This is a genomic window from Sphingomonas sp. M1A8_2b (genome assembly GCF_053345535.1).
Genome location: NZ_JBKFAH010000002.1, coordinates 163,499 through 179,365, shown reverse-complemented (window position 1 = coordinate 179,365; position 15,867 = coordinate 163,499). Strand labels below are relative to the sequence as shown.

Annotated in this window: 15 protein-coding genes; 5 read left to right on the top strand and 10 right to left on the bottom strand. The window is 64.5% G+C overall.

Going from position 1 to position 15,867, the window contains the following annotated elements:
- Window positions 1–6 precede the first annotated feature (6 nt).
- Window positions 7–909, bottom strand: coding sequence for a subclass B3 metallo-beta-lactamase (bla, locus tag ACLBWL_RS09115; RefSeq protein WP_447792315.1), 903 nt, complete (start codon window positions 907–909; stop codon window positions 7–9).
- A 258-nt stretch (window positions 910–1,167) separates the two neighbouring features.
- On the opposite strand from bla, the gene ACLBWL_RS09110 reads away from it, so the two are divergent.
- Complete coding sequence (locus tag ACLBWL_RS09110; RefSeq protein ID WP_447792313.1) at window positions 1,168–1,779, top strand: phytochelatin synthase family protein; 612 nt, start codon at window positions 1,168–1,170, stop codon at window positions 1,777–1,779.
- Window positions 1,780–1,960: 181 nt separating this feature from the next.
- Here the strand turns inward: ACLBWL_RS09110 and ACLBWL_RS09105 are convergent, their stop codons facing one another.
- Complete coding sequence (locus ACLBWL_RS09105) at window positions 1,961–2,239, bottom strand: metal/formaldehyde-sensitive transcriptional repressor (RefSeq protein WP_037527252.1); 279 nt, start codon at window positions 2,237–2,239, stop codon at window positions 1,961–1,963.
- Between the two features lie 461 nt (window positions 2,240–2,700).
- Between ACLBWL_RS09105 and ACLBWL_RS09100 the strand changes: the two genes are divergently transcribed.
- From ACLBWL_RS09100 to ACLBWL_RS09090, 3 genes are read left to right on the top strand one after another with little or no spacing between them, the layout of a single operon-like run.
- Window positions 2,701–4,041 carry a carbohydrate porin gene (locus ACLBWL_RS09100; RefSeq protein WP_447792310.1) on the top strand — a complete coding sequence of 447 codons (1,341 nt, stop codon included), beginning with the start codon at window positions 2,701–2,703 and terminating at the stop codon, window positions 4,039–4,041.
- 12 nt (window positions 4,042–4,053) lie between these two features.
- On the top strand, window positions 4,054–5,799 hold the full coding sequence (locus ACLBWL_RS09095; protein WP_447792308.1) for an ABC transporter permease: 1,746 nt from the start codon (window positions 4,054–4,056) through the stop codon (window positions 5,797–5,799).
- Between the two features lie 3 nt (window positions 5,800–5,802).
- The gene (locus tag ACLBWL_RS09090; protein ID WP_447792306.1) at window positions 5,803–7,134 is read left to right on the top strand and encodes an ABC transporter ATP-binding protein; all 1,332 of its coding nucleotides are present in this window, start codon (window positions 5,803–5,805) and stop codon (window positions 7,132–7,134) included.
- Between the two features lie 216 nt (window positions 7,135–7,350).
- Here ACLBWL_RS09090 and guaA read toward each other — a convergent pair whose 3' ends face one another.
- The 8 genes from guaA to mutL all read right to left on the bottom strand — a co-directional run bounded on the left by guaA (window position 7,351) and on the right by mutL (window position 14,578).
- A complete protein-coding gene (gene guaA / locus ACLBWL_RS09085; protein ID WP_254685942.1) occupies window positions 7,351–8,907 on the bottom strand; it encodes a glutamine-hydrolyzing GMP synthase in 1,557 nt (518 codons plus the stop codon).
- Window positions 8,908–9,065: 158 nt separating this feature from the next.
- Complete coding sequence (gene rplQ, locus ACLBWL_RS09080) at window positions 9,066–9,488, bottom strand: 50S ribosomal protein L17 (RefSeq protein ID WP_056482675.1); 423 nt, start codon at window positions 9,486–9,488, stop codon at window positions 9,066–9,068.
- Between the two features lie 255 nt (window positions 9,489–9,743).
- Window positions 9,744–10,814, bottom strand: coding sequence for a DNA-directed RNA polymerase subunit alpha (locus ACLBWL_RS09075; RefSeq protein ID WP_031395236.1), 1,071 nt, complete (start codon window positions 10,812–10,814; stop codon window positions 9,744–9,746).
- Between the two features lie 97 nt (window positions 10,815–10,911).
- Entirely contained in the window at window positions 10,912–11,301 is a 390-nt protein-coding gene (gene rpsK / locus ACLBWL_RS09070; protein ID WP_031395237.1) for a 30S ribosomal protein S11, read from the bottom strand.
- An 84-nt stretch (window positions 11,302–11,385) separates the two neighbouring features.
- Entirely contained in the window at window positions 11,386–11,754 is a 369-nt protein-coding gene (rpsM, locus tag ACLBWL_RS09065) for a 30S ribosomal protein S13 (protein WP_056015521.1), read from the bottom strand.
- 154 nt (window positions 11,755–11,908) lie between these two features.
- Window positions 11,909–12,154, bottom strand: coding sequence for a hypothetical protein (locus tag ACLBWL_RS09060; RefSeq protein ID WP_056047934.1), 246 nt, complete (start codon window positions 12,152–12,154; stop codon window positions 11,909–11,911).
- 310 nt (window positions 12,155–12,464) lie between these two features.
- On the bottom strand, window positions 12,465–12,779 hold the full coding sequence (locus ACLBWL_RS09055; protein WP_447792302.1) for a DUF6966 domain-containing protein: 315 nt from the start codon (window positions 12,777–12,779) through the stop codon (window positions 12,465–12,467).
- Entirely contained in the window at window positions 12,776–14,578 is a 1,803-nt protein-coding gene (gene mutL / locus ACLBWL_RS09050) for a DNA mismatch repair endonuclease MutL (protein ID WP_447792300.1), read from the bottom strand. Before mutL ends, ACLBWL_RS09055 begins: the two co-directional genes overlap by 4 nt.
- A 170-nt stretch (window positions 14,579–14,748) precedes the next feature.
- Between mutL and ACLBWL_RS09045 the strand changes: the two genes are divergently transcribed.
- Window positions 14,749–15,792: a rod shape-determining protein gene (locus ACLBWL_RS09045; protein WP_055878614.1), complete on the top strand. Its 1,044-nt coding sequence runs from the start codon at window positions 14,749–14,751 to the stop codon at window positions 15,790–15,792.
- The last annotated feature ends 75 nt before the right edge of the window (window positions 15,793–15,867 follow it).

Sequence of the window (15,867 nt, the reverse complement as noted above, 5' to 3'; positions counted from 1 at the left end):
GCCGGTCTAGCGTGCCTGCCTGGCGAGGTCGGCGGCGAACGCGATCTTGGCCTTCGCGACGATCCTTGGCAGCACCGTCGGATCGACGAACGCGGTGGCATCGCCGGCGGCGCGGCGCTTGCCGCGGGCGATCACGTCGGCGAGCTCGGGGTGCGACGGCAGGACGATATCGGCGTGCAGCGTGCCGAGCATCGCGATGCTGCGGCGGTAGTCGGCGACGATATCCGGATAGGCCCGGTTGCCGATCAGGCGGTTGCCGGCGACGCTGACGCTGCACGGGAAAACGACGTCGAGCGGGCGCGGCTTGGCCGGGATCCGCATCGTCCACGTCGTGCAGCCGGGGGTGTGGCCCGGTGTCGCGCGCGCCGTTAGCGTGACGCTGCCGAGCGTGACCTTGTCACCATCGCGAACACCGCGATCGACCCGGACCGGGGGAAATCGAATCACGCCGTAGTTGGTCTCGCCCGGTGGCACGCCGGTCTCCAGCGCGCGGACATCGCCGACGCCGGCGACGACGTGCGCGCCGGTCGCCCGCTCGATCGCGGCGACACCGGCGGCATGATCGAAATGCGCGTGCGTAACGAGGATCAATTTGACGTCGCGGAGCGGCACGCCCGCCGCGACGATGTTGCGTTCGACCATGCCCGCATTATCGGCGAGCGTGCCGTCGATCAGGATCGCGCCGGCGGACGTCTTGATCAGGTACGCCGCGATGCCTTCGCTGCCGACATAGGTGATCGGGCCGGCGATCGGGAACGGCGCCTGCGGCCGCGTCCAGGCCGGTGGATCGGCTGCCGCGAGGGTCAGGAGCGGCGCGGCGATCGACAGGAATTTCGCGCGGCGGCCACGGTTCCTGCCGTCGACCGAACGAACCAGCGTTGCTCCGCGTTCACGCCACGGTCCGTTCACACCCACTTATCCGTCCGCATCACGATCAACTTCAAAATATTCCTATCAGGATTTCGCGTTCGGTTTACGATGACGCGGCGCGCGCGGTCAACAAATCGAGTTCTTGATTTCGTTGGGAATTGCCGCGGTCGACATTTTCCGGGCCACGCTAAAGTGCCGGATCGCCGGACGTTCGACCCACACTTCACCGGGCGCGCGGCCCAGTCGGATCGATTTGCACTGGGGCATAAGACCGCTCGTCCAACGGAGCCGAAGCCCTTGAGCGACAGCATTCCGGCCAGTACCGACCCACGACGATCCTTCTGGCGTCGCCCGATCGGCATCTTCGCTATTTTACTGTTCATTCTGCTGATCTTGGCCGGCCTCCATCTCCGCCCGTTGATCGGCTACCTGCTCACCCCGAACCAATACGCCGCAGTCGTCTCGATCGAGTACCAGCCCAGCTGTCGCGATCCCAGGGCGATGGCCGCCACCTGGTCGCTGCCGGTGGCACGCACCTATCGCCGCCTCCCCTATGAGTTCCAGGGCAACCAGAGCTTTTGCGGACCGACCAGCCTCGCCGACGTGATGCATTCGCTGGGCGACGCCAGCAACCAGCGCGCGGTGATTGCGGGAAGCCGGTACGATCCCTGGTTCGGGGTGCTGCCCGGCGGCATGGATCTCGACGAACTGGCCGACCTGACCCGGCAGCGGACCCGCGATCCCGTCACCGTCGTCCGCGACCCAGCGCTGACCAGCTTCCGGAGCTATATGCGCCTGGCCAACGACCCAGTCCGCCGGATCATCGTCAATTTCCACCGCGGGCCGCTGTTCGGTCGCGGCGGCGGGCATTTCTCGCCGATCGCGACCTCGTGCTGGTCGGTGACGTGAAGACGGCTCGGGCGGCGTAACGGCGGACCGTCCAGCGTCGGCGCTATCGACCTCCAGTGCGTTCGTGATCGAGCCTGCCAGGCTGACCGTCATCAGAAAGCTATGCTGCTGGTTTCGTTGCGCAATCTCGCAGGCGCAGCGAAGACCACGCCCGAGTTGTATGCGGCAAAAGTCAGTTATCTCATGTCAGGTAGGCGTGGACGATCGCAACCAGCTCCTCGGCCGCCTGCGTCCGGGGATCATCGCGCGGTGCATCCGGATCGAGCATGTGCTCGCGGATATGGTCTTCGATCACTTCAGCAATGAAGCCGTCGAGGGCACCTCGGCACGATGTCGCCTGCTGTAGGACGCGCGCGCACTCGGTATCCGCCTCGACCGCGCGCTCGATCGCCTCGAGCTGGCCGCGAAGCCGCTTCAGGCGGTTGAGCAGCTTCTGCTTTTCCTTTGCGACGTGTCCCATTTTTTCGCCTTTAATTCCCTTGATAATATAGCCCCCTAGGGTATAGGGCCGAGCCTGTCGAGTCGCAGGTCGTGACCCGGCTACCCCCGCGCAACATGCGCACCCCGAGTACAGGACTGCAATGCCCAGCCGATCCCGCCCTTCATCCAGCGATGAGGACAGTCGAAGCTCCGCTTCGATTCGAAACATCCCCGACACAGACCGGGTCCGACGGAAGTCGTTGTTCGAGGGTTTGGCTCAAGCCTAACCCGCGGGCGGCACTTTTCAGGACTGGGTCTGCCCAAGTCTTCTGAAAAGGAAAGTCGCTATGAACCGCCACCCCCATGTTTGCCCGCCTTCCCTGAGCGATCTTCCTGCAGCGACACCGGCGCTCGCGGCACCTCCGCGCGTCGTCACTCCGCGCGTCGTCACACCGCGTGTCACACACCGCTTCTAATCTGACGCGTAAGGAGGATCGAGCGATGCTGTATCGGACGCTTGCCAGCGCCGCGACCATAGCGCTGGCATTGGGAATTCTCGGCGCTTCGCCCGTCGCGGCGCAGGACGCAGTACGGGTTACGCCTGAGCAACAGGATTGGGCGCTGCACGCGCAGGCGACGTTTGTCACCCAAGGGGTGTTCGCCTTCCGCTCTCCCTATGACGGCCCGAACAGCCTTTCGCCGCGCCAGGTCAAGGAAACCGTCGATGCCACACTTTACGCAGGCGTCCGTCCGTGGTCTGGCGCGGAATTGTGGATCAACCCCGAAATCGATCAGGGGTTCGGTCTGTCCAATACGCTAGGTGCGGCCGGATTTCCGAGCGCGGAAGCTTATAAGGTCGGCAAATCCAGCCCTTATATGCGTCTGCAGCGCCTTTTCTTCCGCCAGACACTCGATCTCGGCGGCGACGCGCAGGCTGTCGCTGGCATGGCGAACCAGCTTGCCGGTACCCAAACCGCCAATCGGCTCGTGATCACGGCTGGAAAGTTCGGCGTTGGCGATATTTTCGACACCAACCGCTACGCGCACGATCCACGCGGCGATTTTCTGAATTGGTCGGTCGTCGATGCCGGCAATTTCGACTATGCGGCCGACGCTTGGGGCTACAGCTATGGTGTTGCCACCGAATGGTATCGGGGACCATGGACCGTTCGGCTCGGCGCGTTCAATCTTTCGAAGGTGCCCAATGGCGAGATCTTGGAAAGCGACTTCCGGCAGTACCAGCTCGTTGGAGAGGTCGAGCATCGTCATAGCATCGCGGGCTATCCGGGCGCGCTTCGCGTGACGCTGTTTCGCAATCGCGGCAACTTCAGCCGCTTCGATGATGCGCTGGGCCTGGCGAACGCGACAGGTGACCCAGTTGATGCGAGCCTTACCCGACGCCGGATGACCCGCCCGGGGGCTCACATCAACATCGAGCAGGCGGTCACCGATACGCTCGACCTGTTCGCGCGCGCCGGGATCAGCGACGGCGCGATAGAGCCTTACGACTTTACGGACATCGACCGCACGCTCGCTTTGGGCGGCGCAAAAAACGGTAAGCGCTGGGGTCGGCCCGGCGACACGATCGGCATCGCCGGGGTCGTCAACGGCATTTCTAAGGACCACGAGCGGTATCTGAATGCCGGCGGCATCGGTGTCCTGGTTGGCGACGGCAGGCTTCCGCATCCGGGATCGGAATTCATCGCCGAAGCCTATTACGATTGTCAGGCAGCTCGCGGTGTCAACGTCACACTCGATTATCAACTGATCGCCAATCCCGCCTACAACAGCGATCGCGGCCCCGCCAACATCCTGGCGTTTCGGCTGCATGGCGCTTTTTGAAATGATCGCCCGATGAGCCCCGAAAAACAGCCTGTCCGCGCGCTGCCTCCATTCTCCCGGATGTTGCGCCTCACGACGCCGAACCGCGCCGACGGGATCGCCTTCGTTATTCTCGCGGCGCTCGCGCTGCTCGTGTTCCGCGGTGCCGAGGGCGCTGTCGAGCCGCTGGCCAGGCTACGGTTCGAGCCGGTGACGCTCGATCCAGCGTCTCTGCCCTATTATGCCCTGCGCACCGTAATCCGAATGTTTGCGGCGCTGCTTGCCTCGACCGTCTTCACGCTTGTCGTGGCGACGCTCGCTGCTCGCAGCCGACGTGCCGGTCAGATCATCGTGCCTGCGCTCGACATTCTTCAGTCTGTGCCGATCCTGGGGTTTCTGACCTTCACCGTCACCTTCTTCATGGGACTGTTTCCTGGCAATATCCTCGGTGTCGAACTCGCCGCCGTCTTCGCGATCTTCACCAGTCAGGCGTGGAATATGGCATTCAGCTTCTATCAGTCGCTGCGTTCCGTTCCGACGGATCTTGAAGAGGTCAGCAACGGCTTCGGCCTGTCCCCCGTGCGCCGCTTCCTGCGGCTCGATCTCCCCTTTGCCACGCCCGCCCTCGTCTGGAACGCGATGATGTCGATGTCGGGCGGCTGGTTCTTCGTCGTCGCCTCGGAAGCCATCACAGTGGGCAACACGACGGTGACCCTGCCGGGCATCGGCTCATGGCTAGCTCTTGCGATCCAGCATCAGGACTTCGGTGCAATCGCACTCGCGGTGTTGATGATGGGCCTCGTCATCGTCCTCTACGATCAGCTTTTCTTTCGCCCCGTCGTCGCCTGGGCGGATCGTTTCCGCTTCGAGCAGACCGCGAGCAACGATCGCCCCGGTTCCTGGGCGTACGACCTCCTGCGCCGTACCCGCCTTCTGCCGGTGCTGTTCGCGCCGATCGCCGGAGTGGGCCGGTTACTGCTCGCTCTGGAGCCGGCGCGCCCTGCTGCGCGGCGGGCGCATGCGGCCGCGCCGACCCCGATCATCGAGCGCGTCTGGCAGGTCGCGGTCCTGCTCGCCGTCGGCGGTGCCTGCTGGTGGTCGGCCCGGTATGTCCTCACCACGCTCGGTGTCGGCGATATCGGCGAAGCCTTCCTTCTCGGCTGCCTGACGATGTTGCGGGTGATCGTCCTGATCGCGCTCGCAAGCCTGATCTGGGTTCCGATCGGTGTTTGGATCGGGCTCAATCCGGCCTGGGCGGAACGACTACAACCCGTCGCGCAGTTCCTCGCCGCCTTTCCCGCAAACGTGCTATTCCCGTTCGCGGTGATTGTCATCGTCCACTGGCGCCTTAGCCCGGATATCTGGCTGTCCCCGCTGATGATCCTGGGTACGCAGTGGTATATCCTGTTCAACGTCATCGCCGGTGCGAGCGCCATTCCCAACGATCTGCGCGAGGCTGCAGGAATGTTCGGTGTCCGTGGCTGGCAATGGTGGCGCCAAGTCGCACTGCCGGGGATCTTCCCCTTCTACGTCACCGGCGCCCTGACGGCCAGCGGCGGCTCCTGGAACGCTTCGATCGTTGCCGAAGCCGTCTCCTGGGGAAGCCGGCACCTCGAGGCCCATGGCCTTGGCACCTATATCGCCAAGGCAACGGTCGCGGGCGACTATCCGCGCGTCGCGCTCGGCATTGCGGTCATGTCGCTCTTCGTTCTCGGCTTCAATCGCCTCGTGTGGCGTCCGATGTATGCATTCGCCGAACGCCGTCTGCGCCTCGCCTGATCCATGACCGACACCGGAGCACTCACCATGGCTAGCATGCCTGCCCCCCGCCCGCTCGTTCAGGTGGAAGCCCTGCGCCACTTCTATGGGGCGCCTCCCGGCGGCCATCTCGTCCTGGACGATGTCAATTTGACCCTCGTCGAGAACGAGGTTGTCGGACTGCTTGGCCGCTCCGGCTCGGGGAAATCGACCTTGCTGCGGTCGATCGCGGGCCTGATTCATCCGCGCGAAGGCGATATCCGTTTCGAGCCTGATGAAGCGGGCCGTGCGCCAACGGTCAGCATGGTGTTCCAGACCTTCGCGCTTTTCCCGTGGCTCACCGTGTTGCAGAATGTCGAACTGGGCCTCGAAGCACAGAAAGTACCGGTCGACGAACGTCGCACCAGGGCGCTCGCCGCGATCGATCTGATCGGCCTTGATGGTTTCGAAAATGCCTATCCCAAGGAGCTGTCGGGCGGCATGCGCCAGCGCGTTGGCCTGGCGCGCGCGATCGTGGTCAATCCGTCGCTTTTACTGATGGACGAGCCCTTCTCGGCGCTCGACGTCCTGACCGCCGAGACCCTGCGCACCGATCTGCTCGACCTGTGGTCGGAGGGGCGGATGCCGATCAAATCGATCCTGATCGTCACCCACAACATCGAGGAAGCTGTCTTGATGTGCGACCGCATCCTGGTCTTCTCCTCCAATCCAGGCCGGGTGGCGGCCGAGATCAACGTCAACCTGCCCCAGCCGCGCGACCGGCTCGACCCGGCGTTCCGCGCGCTGGTCGATGATATCTACGCGCGCATGACCGCTCGTCCGGTCACAACGCAGCCGGCACGCGACGGATTTTTCCCGGGGATGGGCATCGCCATGGTGCTGCCGCGCGTGTCGACCAACAGTCTCGCTGGTCTGATCGAGGAGGTGGATGGCACGCCTTTTGACGGCCGGGCGAGCATGGCCGACCTAGCTGATTCGCTGCAGCTCGAAATCGATGAACTCTTTCCAATCGCCGAAACGCTGCAGCTGCTGCGCTTTGCCGAGCTGCAGGGCCCCAATATCGTCCTCACGACCGCTGCGCGTCATTATGCGCAGGCGGACGTCGATGCACGCAAGGCGTTGTTTGCCCAAGCGCTGCTCGCGCACGTCCCGCTGATCCAGCACGTCCGACGCGTTCTCGATGAGCGAGCAAGCCATGTTGCTCCTGCTCGGCGGTTCCGCGACGAGCTCGAAGACCATATGTCGCCCGACTACGCCGACGAGACGCTACGCACGGTCACGCTGTGGGGCCGTTATGGCGAGATTTTCGCTTATGACGAGCAAAGCGACCAGTTCAGCCTCGAAGATCCCGAGTGACCATGTTTCTCCTTTTCGTGGCAATCGGCGTCGGATGGCTATCGCTGATGGTCGTGCTTATCCGCCGCCATCCGGACCGGCGGCGCCGCGGCCGACATAATCGACATCGATAGACGTTCGCGGACTAGGACCACCCCCAGCGCCATCGGCAGCAGTGCAAAGACCTCACGGCGAAACTCAGCGCCGAATGCCTGCCATTGCCGCCATTTTCGTCCGTTACTCCCACTCGATCGTGCCCGGCGGCTTGGAGGTATAGTCGTACGTCACCCGGTTGATGCCCTTGACCTCGTTGATGATCCGGGTCGCGACGCGCGGCAGGAAGTCGCCGGGGAACTGGAACGCCTGTGCGGTCATGCCGTCGGTCGAGGTTACCGCGCGCAACGCCAGCACGTTGTCGTAGGTGCGGCCGTCGCCCATCACGCCGACGCTGCGGACCGGGAGCAACACCGCGAACGCCTGCCAGATCGTGTCGTAGAGCCCCGCCGCGCGGATCTCCTCGAGATAGATCGCATCGGCCTTGCGCAGGATGTCGCAGCGTTCCTTGGTGACTTCGCCGGGGATGCGGATCGCGAGACCGGGCCCAGGGAATGGGTGGCGACCGACGAAGATCTCGGGGAGCCCGAGCTCGCGCCCGAGTACGCGGACCTCGTCCTTGAACAGCTCGCGCAACGGCTCGACGAGCTTCATGTTCATGCGCTCGGGGAGGCCGCCGACATTGTGGTGGCTCTTGATTGTCACCGACGGCCCGCCGGTGAAGCTGACGCTCTCGATCACGTCCGGGTACAGCGTGCCCTGCGCCAGGAACTCCGCACCGCCGAGCTTCTTCGCTTCGGTGTCGAACACGTCGATGAAGGTCTTGCCGATAAACTTGCGCTTGAGCTCGGGGTCCGTGATCCCGGCGAGACCGCTCAGGAACAGCTCCTCGACGTTAACGTGGATCAGCGGGATGTTGTAGGCGCCGCGGAACAGGCTGACGACCTGCTCGCTCTCGCCCGCACGCATCAGGCCGTGGTCGACGTATACGCAGGTGAGCTGCTCGCCGATCGCCTCGTGGATCAGAACGGCGGCCACCGCCGAATCGACGCCGCCGGACAGGCCGCAGATGACGCGGCCCTTGCCGACCTGCGCGCGGATCTCGGCGATCTTGTTGTCGCGGAACTCGGCCATCGTCCAGTCGCCGCTGAGCCCGCAGACGTGGCGCGCGAAGTTGGCGATCAGCTTGCCGCCATCGGGGGTGTGGACGACCTCGGGATGGAACTGCACGCCGTAGAAGCGCCGCGCCTCGTCGGCGACGATCGCATAGGGCGCGCCGGTCGAGGTCGCGACGGGGGTGAAGCCGGGCGGGATCGCGTCGACCTTGTCGCCGTGGCTCATCCAGACCTGGTGGCGTTCGCCCTCGGCCCAGAGGCCGTCGAACAGCGCGCATTCGGACTTGATGTCGATGAACGCGCTGCCGAACTCGCCGCCATCGCCCGAGACGATCACGTTGCCGCCGAGCTGTGCGGACATGACCTGCTGGCCGTAGCAGATGCCGAGGATCGGGATGCCCGCCTCGAAGAAGCGCTGCGGCACGCGTGGTGAGTTCTCGGTGGTGACCGAGGCGGGGCCGCCGGAGAGGATGATGCCCTTGGGCTGCATCCGGTCGAACGCGGCCTCGGCCGACTGGAAGGGGGCGATCTCGCTATAGACGCCGGCCTCGCGGACGCGGCGGGCGATCAGCTGGGTTACCTGGCTGCCGAAATCGACGATGAGAATGCTGTCTGGGTGCTCCATGTCGGGCGCATAGCCGGATGGAGGCCTGAACGAAAGAGGCCGCGCCCATTGCTGGACGCGGCCTCTACGGTTTCCATGTTCTCCTGCGAACGCAGGAGCCCAGGGTAACGGACGATTACGCTTGTGATCCTGGGCTCCTGCGTGCGCAGGAGAACAGATCAGGCGGCGTCGTCGTACTCTGCGTCAGACATCACCGGACCCGAATCCTGGCCCTTCGCCGAGACGTCGCGGTCGACGAACTCGATGACGGCCATCGGCGAGGCGTCCGACATGCGGATACCGGCCTTGATGACGCGGGTGTAACCGCCGTTACGATCCGCATACCGGGTCGCGAGCGTGTCGAACAACTTGATCAGCTGCGCATCGTCGAGCAGCTTGCCGTGCGCGAGACGACGGTTGGACAGGCCACCCTTCTTCGCGAGCGTGATCAGCTTCTCGACGTAGGGACGCAGTTCCTTTGCCTTGGCGACGGTGGTGGTGATCTGCTCGTGCTTGATGAGCGCGGCGCTCATGTTGCGGAACAGGGCAAGACGGTGGGCCGAGGTCCGCTGAAGCTTACGGCCGCCTACGCGATGGCGCATGTTTAATACCTTTTCGTTCGTTCAGGGGCCGTATGAGGTACCCGGGAGCTGGTCGCCGTTAAGGCCGCGACCGATCGCCTTTCGTAAAGAAGGTTAGGCCGGGTTACGCCAACGACGCTTCCTTGGCCATGCCCACTTCGTCTCCAGCCGGGTGGCGACCCGGCAAAGCCGTGTCGTCGAACGGGTCGGTCGAAACCGACCCGCCGGCCGGGCTGTTTCGTCTCCGGGGCAAGCTTTGCTTGCCCCGGTGCGAAATCAACCCATTATCTCTTGCTCGAGCTTCTTGGCCATCTCTTCGATGTTCTCAGGTGGCCAGCCCGGGATTTCCATCCCCAGGCGAAGACCCATCGACGACAGCACTTCCTTGATCTCGTTCAAGGACTTGCGGCCGAAGTTAGGCGTACGCAGCATCTCGGCTTCGGTCTTGCCGACCAGATCGCCGATATAGATGATGTTGTCGTTCTTGAGGCAGTTCGCCGAACGCACCGACAGTTCCAACTCGTCGACCTTCTTGAGAAGGTAACGGTTGATCTGCTGGGTGTCGCCTGCGGGCTCCGCACCACCGGCAGCGGGTGCTGCCTGGCCGATCGGGGCCGACGAGCGCGTCACCGACGAATCGTCGAAGTGGACGAACAGCGCGAGCTGGTCCTGGAGGATGCGACCGGCATAGCCGACTGCGTCTTCCGGGGTGATCGTGCCGTCGGTTTCGATCGTCAGCGTCAGCTTGTCGTAATCCAGGTCCTGACCGACGCGGGTCGGGTCGACCTTGTACGAAACCTGACGTACCGGCGAGTACAGCGCATCGACCGGGATCAGACCGATCGGCGCATCGGCCGGGCGGTTTGCGGTCGCGGGCACGTAACCCTTACCGATGTCGGCGGTCAGCTCCATGTTGAGCGTCGCACCCTCATCGAGGTGGCAGATCACGAGATCCTTGTTCATGATCTCGATGTCGCCCGAGACGGCGATGTCGCCGGCCTTGACTTCACCCGGACCCGTTGCCGAGAGCTGGAGGCGCTTGGGCCCCTCGCCCTGCATGCGGATCGCGATCTGTTTCACGTTGAGGACGATGTCGGTCACGTCCTCGCGGACGCCAGCCAGAGACGAGAACTCATGCAGCACGTTCTCGATCTTGATCGAGGTGACGGCCGCGCCCTGCAGCGACGAGAGCAACACGCGACGCAGCGCGTTGCCGAGCGTCAGGCCGAAGCCACGCTCGAGCGGCTCGGCGATGAAGGTCGCCTTGCGCTTGGTGTCGCCACCGGCCTTTTTCTCCAGGCCGCTGGGCTTCTTGAGTTCCTGCCAGTTCTTTGCGTTGACAGACACATGCTTCCCCTAATTTGGGGGCCGGCGAACGGGTGTGTCCGCCGACCAATAAAATACACCCGTGCGGCGCGATCAACCGCGCACGGGAGGCGGAGAATCAGACGCGACGACGCTTCGAAGGGCGCACGCCGTTGTGCGGGATCGAGGTCACGTCGCGGATCGACGTGATCTGGAAACCGACTGCCTGAAGCGCGCGCAGTGCCGATTCGCGACCCGAGCCGGGGCCCTTGACCTCGACTTCGATCGTGCGGACGCCGTGCTCGGCGGCCTTCTTGCCGGCGTCTTCCGCTGCGACCTGGGCCGCATACGGGGTCGACTTGCGCGAGCCCTTGAAGCCCATTGCGCCGGCCGACGACCACGAGATCGCGTTGCCCTGGGCATCGGTGATCGTGATCATGGTGTTGTTGAAGCTGGCATTCACGTGAGCGACGCCAGAGGTGATGTTCTTGCGCTCGCGCCGCTTAATGCGCTGAGGTTCGCGTGCCATGGTGTATTTCCTGACCTGTATCTGCGTGACGCCGGGCGGCCCGTTGGGACCAGCGCCGGCGGAGTAATCCATTGAAAAAGTGGATTACTTCTTCTTGCCGGCGATCGGCTTGGCCTTGCCCTTGCGGGTGCGCGCATTGGTATGCGTGCGCTGGCCGCGGACCGGCAGGCCCTTGCGATGACGCAGGCCGCGATAGCAGGCGAGATCCATCAGGCGCTTGATGTTCATCGAGGTCTGGCGGCGCAGATCGCCCTCGACGGTGTGATCGGCGTCGATCGTCTCGCGGATGTGCAGGACTTCCTGGTCGGTCAGGTCCTGGACGCGTGCGGTATCGGCGATGCCGAGCTTCGCGACGATTTCCTTGGCCTTGGTCGAACCGATGCCGTGAATATAGGTCAGCGCGATCACCACGCGCTTGTTGGTCGGGATATTAACACCCGCGATACGTGCCATGAACTTGGTTCTCCTGCTCCACGAGGTCCGGCATGGCTGCACGAACCCCATCTCTTAGCGATGAACCGAAACGCACGATAGCGACGAACGCAAACAAGCGCCGCCGGAACCGTCGTGTCGGGGAGAGTTCGAATAGGCGCGCGCTAACGCAGTGTCAAGCGAGCGGTTCCACGGCGGACGGTGCAGCGTGGCGCATCTTGAGCCAGCGACGGAACGAGACGACCGTCCAGATCAGCTCGACCACCCCGAACGGCCACGCGCCCTGAAGGAAACCGTAGATCGAACCGAGCACGCACCCGAACGCAAAACCGAGCGTCCACCAGTGCGAACCGGCTTCCTTGGCGTAGCATAGCAGGGTGAAGGATACCGCGGCTAAGCCGAATAGGGAGAGGGAGTCCATTTGCGGCCTTGTGCCCAGGATGGCGAGCAAAGGCTATGTTTGGTCGGTTACGCCCCGTCACCCCGGACTTGTTCCGGGGTCCACCGCGCCGCACACTCCACGCCCCGAGTTCGCGGAACGGTGGGTGCCGGAACAAGCCCGGCATGACGGAGGAGACAGCCCAATACTACGAAGCCAATGTGCAAGATGGAAGGAGGATGACGCGCCCTCCCCACGCGTCATCCCGGACTTGATCCGGGATCCAGAGCCATGAAAGAGGCCGCACGAAACTTTGGATCCTGACTCTCGTCAGGATGACAGAATTGAGACGTCAGTTGCCGTTTGCGCCCGTTTCGTTCCGCGCCAAGGCGTGTGCCCGTTCCCAAGCATCGGTGCGAAGCGCGTCAAACCGTTCGTTGTCTTCCGCTGGGGCGACGCCACCGGATTGCAGGATCACGTCATTCAACGATCCCATTCCGGCATAGAGACGCAAAAGCCGGTCGACGCCATGATAGTCGGACCGTGCGATACTCGATCTGCACCGATCGAGCTGCTCGGCCCATCCGTTGTCACCGTGCAGCTTTAGCAATCTCGTCATTGCTTCGAGCGTTCCAACGAGCTGAGCAACATCAGAGTGCAGTGTCATTTTCGCCCGAACAGCTTCTCGATGTCGCCGTGGGCGAGCTTCACCCAGGTGGGGCGGCCGTGGTTGCATTGGCCGGAATGGGGGGTGACTTCCATTTCGCGAAGCAGCGCGTTCATTTCGGGGACCGACAGGATGCGGCCGGCGCGGACGGAGCCGTGGCAGGCCATCGTGCCGGCTACTGCGTCGAGGCGCTCCTTTAGCGAGAGCGCTTCGTCGAAGGCGGCGAGTTCGTCGGCGAGGTCTGTGACGAGGCCTTTGGGGTCGCTTTGGCCTAGCAGCGCGGGGGTGGCGCGCACCAGCATCGCGTGGGGGCCGAAGCGTTCGAGGTCTAGGCCGAACTCCGACAGTTCTGCGGCGCGGGATTGGAGGCGGTCGCAGGCGGATTCGTCGAGCTCCACGACTTCGGGGATCAGGAGGGCCTGGCTCGCGATCGTGCCGCCGATCAGGGCTGCGCGCATGCGTTCGAGGACGAGGCGTTCGTGCGCGGCGTGCTGGTCGACGAGGACGAGGCCGTCTTCGGCTTCGGCCACTATGTAGGTTTTTGCGACTTGGCCTCGAGCGACCCCCATGGGGAAGGCTGTGGTTTGCGGTGGGGGTGTCCAGGCGGGTTCGGCTCTTGCTTGGGGGGGCGCGGCGAAGAAGGTGGGCCGGGAGTCGTTGACGGAGCCGTAGCTTCGGTTTTCCACCGGGAGCCTTTGGGGCGTGCCCTCACCTTCCCATCCGCTTTGCGGACGGGCCCCTTCCTCTCCCCTGGGGGGAGAGGAGTTTTCGGGTTGCCACATGGAGAGGGCGGACTCGCTGGCGCGTTGGCTTCTGTGGCCGGCGGCGTCGAGGGCGCGGCGGAGGCCCGAGACTATGAGGCCTCGTACCATTGCGGGATCGCGGAAGCGGACTTCGGTCTTGGCGGGGTGGACGTTGACGTCGACCTGGTCGGCGGGGATGTCGAGGAATAGCGCGACCACCGCATGGCGGTCGCGTGGGAGCATCTCGGCATAGGCGCCGCGGATCGCACCCATCAGCAGGCGGTCCTTTACCGGGCGGCCGTTGACGAAGAGATATTGGTGGTCGGCGATGCCGCGGTTGTAGGTCGGCAGGCTGGCGACGCCGCCGAGCACCAGACCTTCGCGTTCGAGGTCGATCGCGACCGAATTGTCGGCGAGCGCGCGGTCGGTGAGCGTCGCCACCCTGCCCGGCCGGTCCTCGACCTGCATCGCCGACAGCGCACGGCGGCCGTCATGCTCCAGCGTGAAGCCGATGTCGGGCCGTGCCATCGCAAGCCGGCGGACGACGTCGAGGCAGGCGGCGTACTCGGCGCGGGGGGAGCGGAGGAACTTGCGACGAGCGGGGACGCGGGCGAACAGGTCCTCGACCACCACGCGCGTGCCGGGCGGGAGCGCCGCAGGGCCTTCGCGCTCGACCCGGCCATTGTCGACGGTCCGCGCCCAGCCTTCGGCGCCGCGGATCCGGCTTTCGATCGTCAGCCGTGCGACGCTCGCGATCGAGGGCAACGCCTCGCCGCGAAAGCCCAACGTCACGACCGATTCGATAAACTCGTCGGGCAGCTTCGAGGTGGCGTGGCGTTCGAGCGCCAAGGCCATGTCGGCGGGGGTCATCCCGCAGCCGTCGTCGGCGACTTCGATCCGCGAAGTGCCGCCTTCGACAAGGAGAATCGCGATGCGTCCGGCGCCGGCGTCGATCGCGTTTTCGACTAACTCCTTCAACGCGCTGGCGGGTCTTTCCACCACTTCACCGGCGGCGATGCGATTGACCAGATGCTCGGGGAGACGCCGTATTGACATGGGTTTGCGTCTAGACCAAGCGACGGCATCCCGCGACCCGCAAACGCCACTTAAATAGTATAGGCACCCGGTGTTCGAAACCACCGGAGGGCTCCGCGAGATGATGTGTGTGCGCATGTTTTTGCTGGCGGTTCGCCCGTCCGGCGGACTGGATACGGGACCCTGATTGAATGGCCTTCTACTCGCGTTTCTTCAAGTTCATGTCGCACGACATGGCGATCGACCTCGGCACCGCGAACACCGTCGTCTACGTCCGTGGCCGCGGCATCGTTTTGAACGAGCCGTCGGTGGTCGCGGTCGAGACGATCAACGGGATCAAGCGCGTCAAGGCGGTCGGCGACGACGCCAAGATGATGATGGGCAAGACGCCGGGCAACATCGAGGCGATCCGGCCACTGCGCGACGGCGTGATCGCGGACATCGACGTCGCCGAGCAGATGATCAAGTATTTCATCCAGAAGGTCCACGGCCCGCGCAAGTTCGCGCGCTGGCCCGAGATCGTGATCTGCGTGCCGTCGGGGTCCACCAAGGTCGAGCGCCGCGCGATCCGCGATGCAGCCTCGAACGCGGGCGCGTCGCAGGTCTGGCTGATCGAGGAGCCGATGGCGGCGGCGATCGGCGCGGACATGCCGGTGACCGAGCCGATCGGTTCGATGGTCGTCGACATCGGCGGCGGCACGACCGAAGTCGCGGTGCTCTCGCTCCGTGGTCTTGCCTACACCACCTCGGTGCGCGTCGGCGGCGACAAGATGGACGAGGCGATCGTCAGCTACGTCCGCCGCAACCATAACCTCTTGATCGGCGAAGCGACGGCGGAGCGGATCAAGAAGGAAGTCGGCATCGCCAAGCCGCCGGTCGACGGCATCGGCATGATCATCCAGATCAAGGGCCGCGATCTCGTCAACGGCGTGCCGAAGGAGATCCAGATCAACCAGGGCCAGATCGCCGAAGCGCTGAGCGAACCGGTCGCGACCATCGTCGAGGGCGTCCGCGTCGCGCTGGAGAACACCGCGCCCGAACTGGCCGCGGACATCGTCGACCAGGGCATCGTGCTGACCGGCGGCGGCGCGCTGCTGCAGGGGCTCGACGAGGTGCTGCGCGACGAGACCGGGTTGCCGGTGACGGTCGCCGAGGACCCGCTGACCTGCGTCGCGCTGGGCACCGGTCGCGCGCTGGAGGACCCGCTGTTCCGCGGCGTCCTGATGAGCGGCTAACCGATTGGTTTTGTTGTAAGACACGCGGACACGAAATCGCACCGTTCGAGTCGCGGGGACCGCCCCCCGCGCCTT

Bases quoted from the DNA above. Each gene is read 5' to 3' on its own strand.
- ACLBWL_RS09105 (WP_037527252.1), bottom strand. From the start codon at position 2,239: ATGGGACACGTCGCAAAGGAAAAGCAGAAGCTGCTCAACCGCCTGAAG.
- ACLBWL_RS09100 (WP_447792310.1), top strand. From the start codon at position 2,701: ATGCTGTATCGGACGCTTGCCAGCGCCGCGACCATAGCGCTGGCATTG.
- ACLBWL_RS09095 (WP_447792308.1), top strand. From the start codon at position 4,054: ATGAGCCCCGAAAAACAGCCTGTCCGCGCGCTGCCTCCATTCTCCCGG.
- ACLBWL_RS09090 (WP_447792306.1), top strand. From the start codon at position 5,803: ATGACCGACACCGGAGCACTCACCATGGCTAGCATGCCTGCCCCCCGC.
- guaA (WP_254685942.1), bottom strand. From the start codon at position 8,907: ATGGAGCACCCAGACAGCATTCTCATCGTCGATTTCGGCAGCCAGGTA.
- rplQ (WP_056482675.1), bottom strand. From the start codon at position 9,488: ATGCGCCATCGCGTAGGCGGCCGTAAGCTTCAGCGGACCTCGGCCCAC.
- rpsK (WP_031395237.1), bottom strand. From the start codon at position 11,301: ATGGCACGCGAACCTCAGCGCATTAAGCGGCGCGAGCGCAAGAACATC.
- rpsM (WP_056015521.1), bottom strand. From the start codon at position 11,754: ATGGCACGTATCGCGGGTGTTAATATCCCGACCAACAAGCGCGTGGTG.
- ACLBWL_RS09060 (WP_056047934.1), bottom strand. From the start codon at position 12,154: ATGGACTCCCTCTCCCTATTCGGCTTAGCCGCGGTATCCTTCACCCTG.
- ACLBWL_RS09055 (WP_447792302.1), bottom strand. From the start codon at position 12,779: ATGACACTGCACTCTGATGTTGCTCAGCTCGTTGGAACGCTCGAAGCA.
- mutL (WP_447792300.1), bottom strand. From the start codon at position 14,578: ATGTCAATACGGCGTCTCCCCGAGCATCTGGTCAATCGCATCGCCGCC.
- ACLBWL_RS09045 (WP_055878614.1), top strand. From the start codon at position 14,749: ATGGCCTTCTACTCGCGTTTCTTCAAGTTCATGTCGCACGACATGGCG.